Origin of the sequence: Nocardia sp. NPDC005978 (assembly GCF_040614455.1) — a bacterium.
Classification (GTDB): domain Bacteria; phylum Actinomycetota; class Actinomycetes; order Mycobacteriales; family Mycobacteriaceae; genus Nocardia.
In genome coordinates, this window is the sequence record NZ_JBEXUS010000108.1 from 20,825 (window position 1) to 27,232 (window position 6,408).

The following is a 6,408-nucleotide window of genomic DNA, read 5'->3' on the forward strand; positions in this document are numbered from 1 at the left end:
CCGCGACGCCGACTCCGTCAGCGCCCGCTGTGCCCGAACCCGTGGCGTTGCCCGCCGCGCACGGCGTTGCCCTCCGGTATAGCGGTTGCCCTCCCGCACGACGTCGTCCGTCACACTCACTCCCACGCCCGTGGTCAGGCCCCCGCGACCGCCGGTCCGGCCGGGCGCAGCGCACCGCCGAACATCTCGCGCACGGCATCGGTGATCAGTTGCGCCGAGATGCTCGGGTCGATCGCGCGCATGATGCCGAGTCCCACCCCGAGTCCGAGGATCGCGTTGGCGGCGTCCTCGGGGGGCAGCGGCAGCGTCAACTGCATGGAGTCGGCCAGCGACTGCAATTGCGCGGCGATGGCTCCGCGCACGATCGACAGGCTGGAGATCAGCCCCGCCTGCAGCGCCGGGTCCTCCCGCGCGACGATCGCGAACTCGAACTCGAGCATGGTCCAGCCCACGTCACCGAGGGTGTGCTCGGCCCAGCTCTGGAACCGTCCGAGCCGTTCCTCGAGGGTGCCGCCGCCTTCGAGAAGTTCCCCGGCTTCGCCGAACTTGGTCTCGTGGATCAGCTCGATCACCTCGAGCCCGAGCGCGGACTTGGTCTTGAAGTTCGAGTACACCGCGCCCTTGGAGTAGCCCGCCTCCTCGGCGACCCGTTCCAGGCTGGTCTTGGCATAGCCCTCGGTCAGAAAGAGGTCGCGGGCGGTCGCGAGCAGTTCCGCGCGGGTGCGGGCCTGGGTTTCGGTCCGGGTCAGTCGTGCCATGGGTCGATTCTATGTACCTCCAGATTCGGGATACCGCCGGTATCCCGAAACTGCTAGTGTCTGAAACCATGAGTACTAGGAACGGGGCACAGCGACGTGGCCTGGCCATCGGCTGCGGGGGAACGCTGGGCGCGGCATGGATCGTGGCGGCGCTGGCCGCCGCGCGCGACGTGCTGGACTGGGATCCGCGCACCGCGGACGTCATGATCGGCACCTCCGCCGGCGCCGAGATGCTGACCATGCTCGGCAGCGGCGTCGGCGTCGACGACCTCGTCGCCATGCAGGACGGCACCACGACCGACCCCATCCTCGCGTCGCACATGCGCTGCGAGCCGAATCGCTTTCCGCCACTGCCGCGCCCGCGCCTGGGCGCGCCCGCCCGCGCCGCGCGCGAACTGCTGGCCCGGCCCGGCAACGGCCACGCCCTGCTCACGGCGGGCAGCGGGCTGCTGCCGATCGGCGGCGGCGATCCCGGCTGGCTGCAACGCCTGGCCGACCGGCTGAACCCCGGCGGCGGCTGGGTCGCGCATCCCGCGACCTGGCTGGTGGCCATGGACGACGCCACCGGCGAACGCGTGGCCTTCGGCTCCCCGAACGCACCCGAGTCGAGTCTCGGTGCGGCCCTGCGGGCTTCGTGGGGCGTACCCGGCTGGTTCCCGCCCGTGCCGATCGCGGGCCGCACCTTCATCGACGGCGGCGCGGCCTCCACCGCCTCGGTGGACCTGCTGATTCCGGCGGACCTCGACGAGGTCGTGGTCATCGCCCCCATGGCCTCGCCCGGACGGCTGCCCGCCACCGGCGCGGGACACCTCCTCGAACGCCAGCTGCGAAACCGCATGAGCGCCAAGCTCGACGGCGAGATCGCCCAGTTGCGCGCGAGCGGAACCAAGGTGCTGTACCTGGGCGCGTCGGCCGAGGACCTCGCCGTCATGGGCCCCAACTTCATGGACGGCCGCCGTCGCCGCGCCACCTTCGAGCACAGCCTGATCAGCACCCGGAAAGCGCTGTCGCAAGCCGCTTTCGAATGAGTCACCCGCGGCGGCGGGAGCCCGCCGCGCCCCGCTCGCACCCGCGCGGTGCCCGGCACGCCACACCCGCACGACACAGGAGTCAGCAATGAGCGTTCTCGGAAAGAACTATCCGGCAATCGATATCAACGGCGCGCGCGTGCTCATCACCGGCGGTGGCCGGGGCATCGGCCAGGCCACCGCGGAACTCTTCGCCGCCAAGGGCGCGCGCATCGCCATCGCCGACGTGGATCTCGCGGCCGGTGAGGCCGCCGCGGCCGCACTGGACGGCCGCGCCTACGAACTCGACGTGCGCGATCGCGGCCGGTGGGACAAGGTCGTGGCCGACTTCGGCCCCGTCGACATCCTGATCAACAACGCGGGCGTCATGCCCGCCGGCGCGTTCCTCGAGGAATCGGACGCGGTGGGCCGCAGCAGCATCGACATCAACGTGTGGGGCCTCATCCACGGTATGCGCGCGGTGGTCCCCGGCATGATCGAGCGCGGCCGCGGCCACGTGGTGAACGTCGCCTCCCTCGCCGGCAAGGTCCCGATCCCCGGGCTGGCGGTCTACAACGCCAGCAAGTTCGCCGCCGTCGGACTGTCCGCGGCGACGCGCCTGGAATTCGAACCGCAGGGCGTCAGCGTCAGCTGCGTCATGCCTTCCGCCGTGCGCACCCGCCTGTCCTCGGGCCTGACCCTGGGCGCGGGCCTGCCGACGGTCGACCCCGAGGACGTCGCCGCCGCCATCGTCGGCACCGTGCGCAGCCGCAGAGCCGAAGTGGCCGTGCCCAACTACCTCGCCCCCGTCGAGGTGGCCCTGGCCGCCGCCCCCGAGGCCGCCGTGCGCCTGGTCCGCCGCCTCTTCAACGGCGACCGCGCCCTGCACCCCTCGGACGAGACGACCCGCGCCCGCTACGAGGCCCAGATCCGCGCCATCAGCGAGGACTGAAACCGCCTGTCGGTGGCCCGGACCGCATGGGGGGTTCGGGCCACCCGGGGCGGTCTCCCCGCCCGGGCACTCGCGCGCTACTCGAACCGAATGCCCTGGGCCAGCGGCAGTTCGGTCGAATAGTTGACCGTGTTGGTCGCCCGGCGCATGTACGACTTCCAGGAGTCCGTGCCCGACTCGCGGCCGCCGCCGGTCTGCTTCTCACCTCCGAACGCGCCGCCGATCTCCGCGCCCGACGTGCCGATGTTCACGTTCGCGATACCGCAGTCCGAGCCGTCGGGGCCCAGGAACCGTTCGGCCTCGCGCTGGTTCCGGGTGAAGATCGCGGACGAAAGTCCCTGTGGCACCGCGTTGTGCAGCTCGATGGCGGCGTCGAAGTCGCGGTAGGTGAGCGCGTACAGGATCGGCGCGAAAGTCTCCTCTCGCACCACCGCCGTCTGCGCGGGCATCCGGACCAGGGCGGGGCGCACGTAGTACGCGTCCGGGTGCGGGCCCGCCACTCGTTCACCACCGCAGAGCAATTCGCCGCCGTCGGCCTGCGCCCGCTCCAGCGCGTCGCGCATCCCAGCGTAGGACCGCTCGTTGATCAGCGGGCCGACCAATACGCCCTCCTCCAGTGGATTGCCCACGCGCAGTTGGCGATAGGCCGCCGCCACCCGGTCCAGCAGCGGCCCGGCGACATCGGCGTGCACGATCAGCCGCCGCAGCGTCGTGCAGCGCTGCCCGGCCGTACCCGCCGCGGCGAACACGATGCCCCGCGCGGCCAGATCCAGATCGGCCGACGGCGTCACCACCGCGCCGTTGTTGCCGCCCAGCTCCAGCAGCGCGCGCCCGAAACGAGCGGCCACCCGGGGGGCGACCAACTGCCCCATGCGCACCGACCCGGTGGCGCTCACCAGCGCCACCCGGGGATCGTCCACGAGGCGCTCGCCGATCTCGCCGCCGCCCTGAATCAACTGGTGCACTTGCGGATCCGCGCCGACGTCCGCCGCCGCCCGCTGGAGCAGCGTGTGACACGCCAGCGCGGTCAACGGCGTCGCCTCGGACGGCTTCCACACGACGGTGTCCCCGCACACCAGCGCCAGCGCGGTGTTCCACGCCCACACCGCGACCGGGAAATTGAACGCCGAGATGACACCGACCACGCCCAGCGGATGCCAGGTCTCCATCAGCCGATGTCCCGGGCGCTCGGAAGGCATGGTGAGCCCGTACAACTGGCGCGAGAGCCCGATGGCGAACTCGCAGATGTCGATCATCTCCTGGACCTCGCCGCGCGCCTCTGCGCCGATCTTGCCGGCCTCCAGGGTGACCAGTTCGCCGAGTTCGGCCTGGTGCTCGGTGAGCAACTGCGCCAGGCGGCGCACCACCGCCGCGCGCTGCGGCGCGGGCACCGTGCGCCAGGCGTGGAAGGCGGTCGCGGCGCGCTCGACGGCCGCGTCCACCTCCGCCGGGGTGCTCGGGCGCAGCGTGGCGAGTTCGCCGCCGGTGATCGGCGTGCGCACCGAGAGTGCGCCCGATTCAGGCGATTTCGCGCCGAGGGCGTGCAGCAGCGCGGCGGTGCGCAGGCGTAGATCGGCGGTGGTGTCGGCGGTGAGCGCGGAAGTCATGGGCAGCTCCGTACTTGGTCGCGGGCGGAAGGTGCGGGCGTCCGCGACGGCGGCGACGGCCGCCGGCGCGGGGCGCGGGTGTGCGGAAGAGTCGCGGAGACGGTGAGATCGGCCGGAACGAGGGCTTCGCGTACCGGGTTCCGGCCACGAGTTCGGTTCGCTGCGTTAGCCTTCGCTGATGGCGGATACACCGGCGAAACCCGTACTCGACGACATCGATCGTTTGCTGATTCGTGAACTGATCGCCGATGGGCGCGCCACCCTGTCGAATCTGGCCGAGAAAGCCAACCTGTCGGTGTCTGCCGTGCAGTCCCGGGTCCGGCGGCTCGAAGCGCGCGGGGTGATCCGCGGCTACACCGCCAACGTGGATCCCGAAGCGCTCGGGCAGCTGCTCTCGGCATTCGTCGCGATCACTCCTCTCGACCCGTCGCAACCCGATGACGCACCCGCACTGCTCCAGCACATCCCGGGCATCGAGGCGTGCCATTCGGTGGCCGGGGACGAGAGCTACATGCTACTGGTGCGAGTGGCTTCGCCCCGGCATCTGGAGCAGCTGCTGCAGGAGATCCGCGCGACGGCCAATGTCCGGACACGAAGCACCATCATTCTGCAGACATTCTATGACAAGTAGGTCTCTTCCGTAATTACTTCGGAAGTTGCGGGCAAGACCGTAAAAATTCATTTACGCTAGGTCTGTGACCCTCGAACTCGATCGGCTCGGGGCGGTAGCCGAAACGCCACTGGTCACCCCCGCCCGGGTGCATGAAATCCTGTCCGCGAGCATCCTCGCGGACGGCTTCGATCTGGTCCTGGATCTGCGCAAATCGCGCGGCCGCCGACTGGTCGACGCCCGCGACGGCACGGCATACCTGGATATGTTCGGCTTCTTCGCCTCCTCGGCGCTGGGCATGAACCATCCGGCTCTGGTCGGGGACCGCCGGTTCCTGGCCAACCTCACGGCCGCTGCCTTGAACAAGCCCAGCAACTCCGACGTCTACACCGTGGAGATGGCACGGTTCGTGGACACCTTCGCCCGCGTCCTCGGCGACCCCCGGCTCCCGCACCTGTTCTTCATAGACGGCGGCGGCCTCGCGGTGGAGAACGCGCTCAAGGCGGCCTTCGACTGGAAGTCCCGGCACAACGAGATGCACGGGCGCGCACCGGAACTCGGCACCAAGGTGCTGCACCTGACCGGCGCCTTCCACGGCCGCACCGGATACACGCTCTCGCTCACCAACACCGACCCGGTCAAGACCGCGCGCTTCCCGAAGTTCGACTGGCCGCGGATCGACACCCCCTACGTCGGAACCGACCACCCCGACATCGAGGCCGCCGAGCAGCGCGCCCTCGACCAGATCGCCCGCGCCTTCGCCGAAAACCCGCACGACATAGCGTGTTTCATCGCCGAGCCCATCCAGGGCGAAGGCGGCGACCGGCACCTGCGCGGCGAGTTCCTGCGCGCGGTCCAGGAACTGTGTCACGCCAACGACGCCCTGTTCATCATGGACGAGGTCCAGACCGGCGTCGGACTGACCGGAACCATGTGGGCCTACCAGCAATTGGGCGTCGAGCCCGACGTGGTGGCCTTCGGCAAGAAGACGCAGGTCTGCGGCATCATGGCCGGCGGCCGCGTGGACGAGGTGCCGGACAACGTGTTCCGCGTCAGCTCCCGGCTCAACTCCACCTGGGGCGGCAACCTCGCCGACATGGTCCGGGCCCGGCGGGTCTTCGAGGTCATCGACCGCGAAGGACTGGTGGAGCGCGCCGCCCTCCTGGGACCGCAGCTGCTGGACCGGCTCACCGCCCTGGCCGCGGCGCATCCGGAGGTCTCCGAACCGCGCGGCCGCGGGCTCATGTGCGCCATCACCCTCGAATCGGGACGGCTGCGTGACACCGTCGTCGAGCGCATGCGAGAACAGGAGCGGGTGCTGATCCTGGGGTCGGGGGAGCGGGGCATCCGCTTCCGCCCGCCGCTCACGGTCACCGTCGAGGAACTGGACGAGGCCGTGGACGCGCTCGAACGCGTACTGGACTGAGCCCCAGCCGATTGCGACGGACCCGAGCCGATCGCGCTCGCACGATCG

Annotated in this window: 6 protein-coding genes; 4 read left to right on the forward strand and 2 right to left on the reverse strand. The window is 70.5% G+C overall.

Features of this window, described 5'->3' with window-relative positions; genetic code table 11:
• Positions 1–134 precede the first annotated feature (134 nt).
• The gene (locus ABZ319_RS32820; RefSeq protein WP_354990426.1) at positions 135–758 is read right to left on the reverse strand and encodes a TetR/AcrR family transcriptional regulator; all 624 of its coding nucleotides are present in this window, start codon (positions 756–758) and stop codon (positions 135–137) included.
• A gap of 68 nt (positions 759–826) precedes the next feature.
• Between ABZ319_RS32820 and ABZ319_RS32825 the strand changes: the two genes are divergently transcribed.
• The gene (locus tag ABZ319_RS32825; RefSeq protein ID WP_354990427.1) at positions 827–1,786 is read left to right on the forward strand and encodes a patatin-like phospholipase family protein; all 960 of its coding nucleotides are present in this window, start codon (positions 827–829) and stop codon (positions 1,784–1,786) included.
• An 88-nt stretch (positions 1,787–1,874) separates the two neighbouring features.
• A complete protein-coding gene (locus tag ABZ319_RS32830; RefSeq protein WP_354990428.1) occupies positions 1,875–2,717 on the forward strand; it encodes an SDR family oxidoreductase in 843 nt (280 codons plus the stop codon).
• A gap of 77 nt (positions 2,718–2,794) precedes the next feature.
• On the opposite strand, the gene ABZ319_RS32835 is transcribed toward ABZ319_RS32830, so the two are convergent.
• Positions 2,795–4,324, reverse strand: a complete 1,530-nt coding sequence (locus tag ABZ319_RS32835; RefSeq protein WP_354990429.1) for an aldehyde dehydrogenase family protein — start codon at positions 4,322–4,324, stop codon at positions 2,795–2,797.
• Positions 4,325–4,502: 178 nt separating this feature from the next.
• Here ABZ319_RS32835 and ABZ319_RS32840 point away from each other — a divergent pair, with 178 nt between their 5' ends.
• Both ABZ319_RS32840 and lat read left to right on the forward strand, forming a co-directional pair.
• Positions 4,503–4,955 carry an Lrp/AsnC family transcriptional regulator gene (locus ABZ319_RS32840; RefSeq protein WP_354990430.1) on the forward strand — a complete coding sequence of 151 codons (453 nt, stop codon included), beginning with the start codon at positions 4,503–4,505 and terminating at the stop codon, positions 4,953–4,955.
• A gap of 64 nt (positions 4,956–5,019) precedes the next feature.
• Positions 5,020–6,360 carry an L-lysine 6-transaminase gene (lat, locus tag ABZ319_RS32845; RefSeq protein WP_354990431.1) on the forward strand — a complete coding sequence of 447 codons (1,341 nt, stop codon included), beginning with the start codon at positions 5,020–5,022 and terminating at the stop codon, positions 6,358–6,360.
• The last annotated feature ends 48 nt before the right edge of the window (positions 6,361–6,408 follow it).

Excerpts from the sequence above, each read along its gene's own strand:
- ABZ319_RS32820 (WP_354990426.1), bottom strand. The coding sequence starts at position 758 with ATGGCACGACTGACCCGGACCGAAACCCAGGCCCGCACCCGCGCGGAA.
- ABZ319_RS32825 (WP_354990427.1), top strand. The coding sequence starts at position 827 with ATGAGTACTAGGAACGGGGCACAGCGACGTGGCCTGGCCATCGGCTGC.
- ABZ319_RS32830 (WP_354990428.1), top strand. The coding sequence starts at position 1,875 with ATGAGCGTTCTCGGAAAGAACTATCCGGCAATCGATATCAACGGCGCG.
- ABZ319_RS32835 (WP_354990429.1), bottom strand. The coding sequence starts at position 4,324 with ATGACTTCCGCGCTCACCGCCGACACCACCGCCGATCTACGCCTGCGC.
- ABZ319_RS32840 (WP_354990430.1), top strand. The coding sequence starts at position 4,503 with ATGGCGGATACACCGGCGAAACCCGTACTCGACGACATCGATCGTTTG.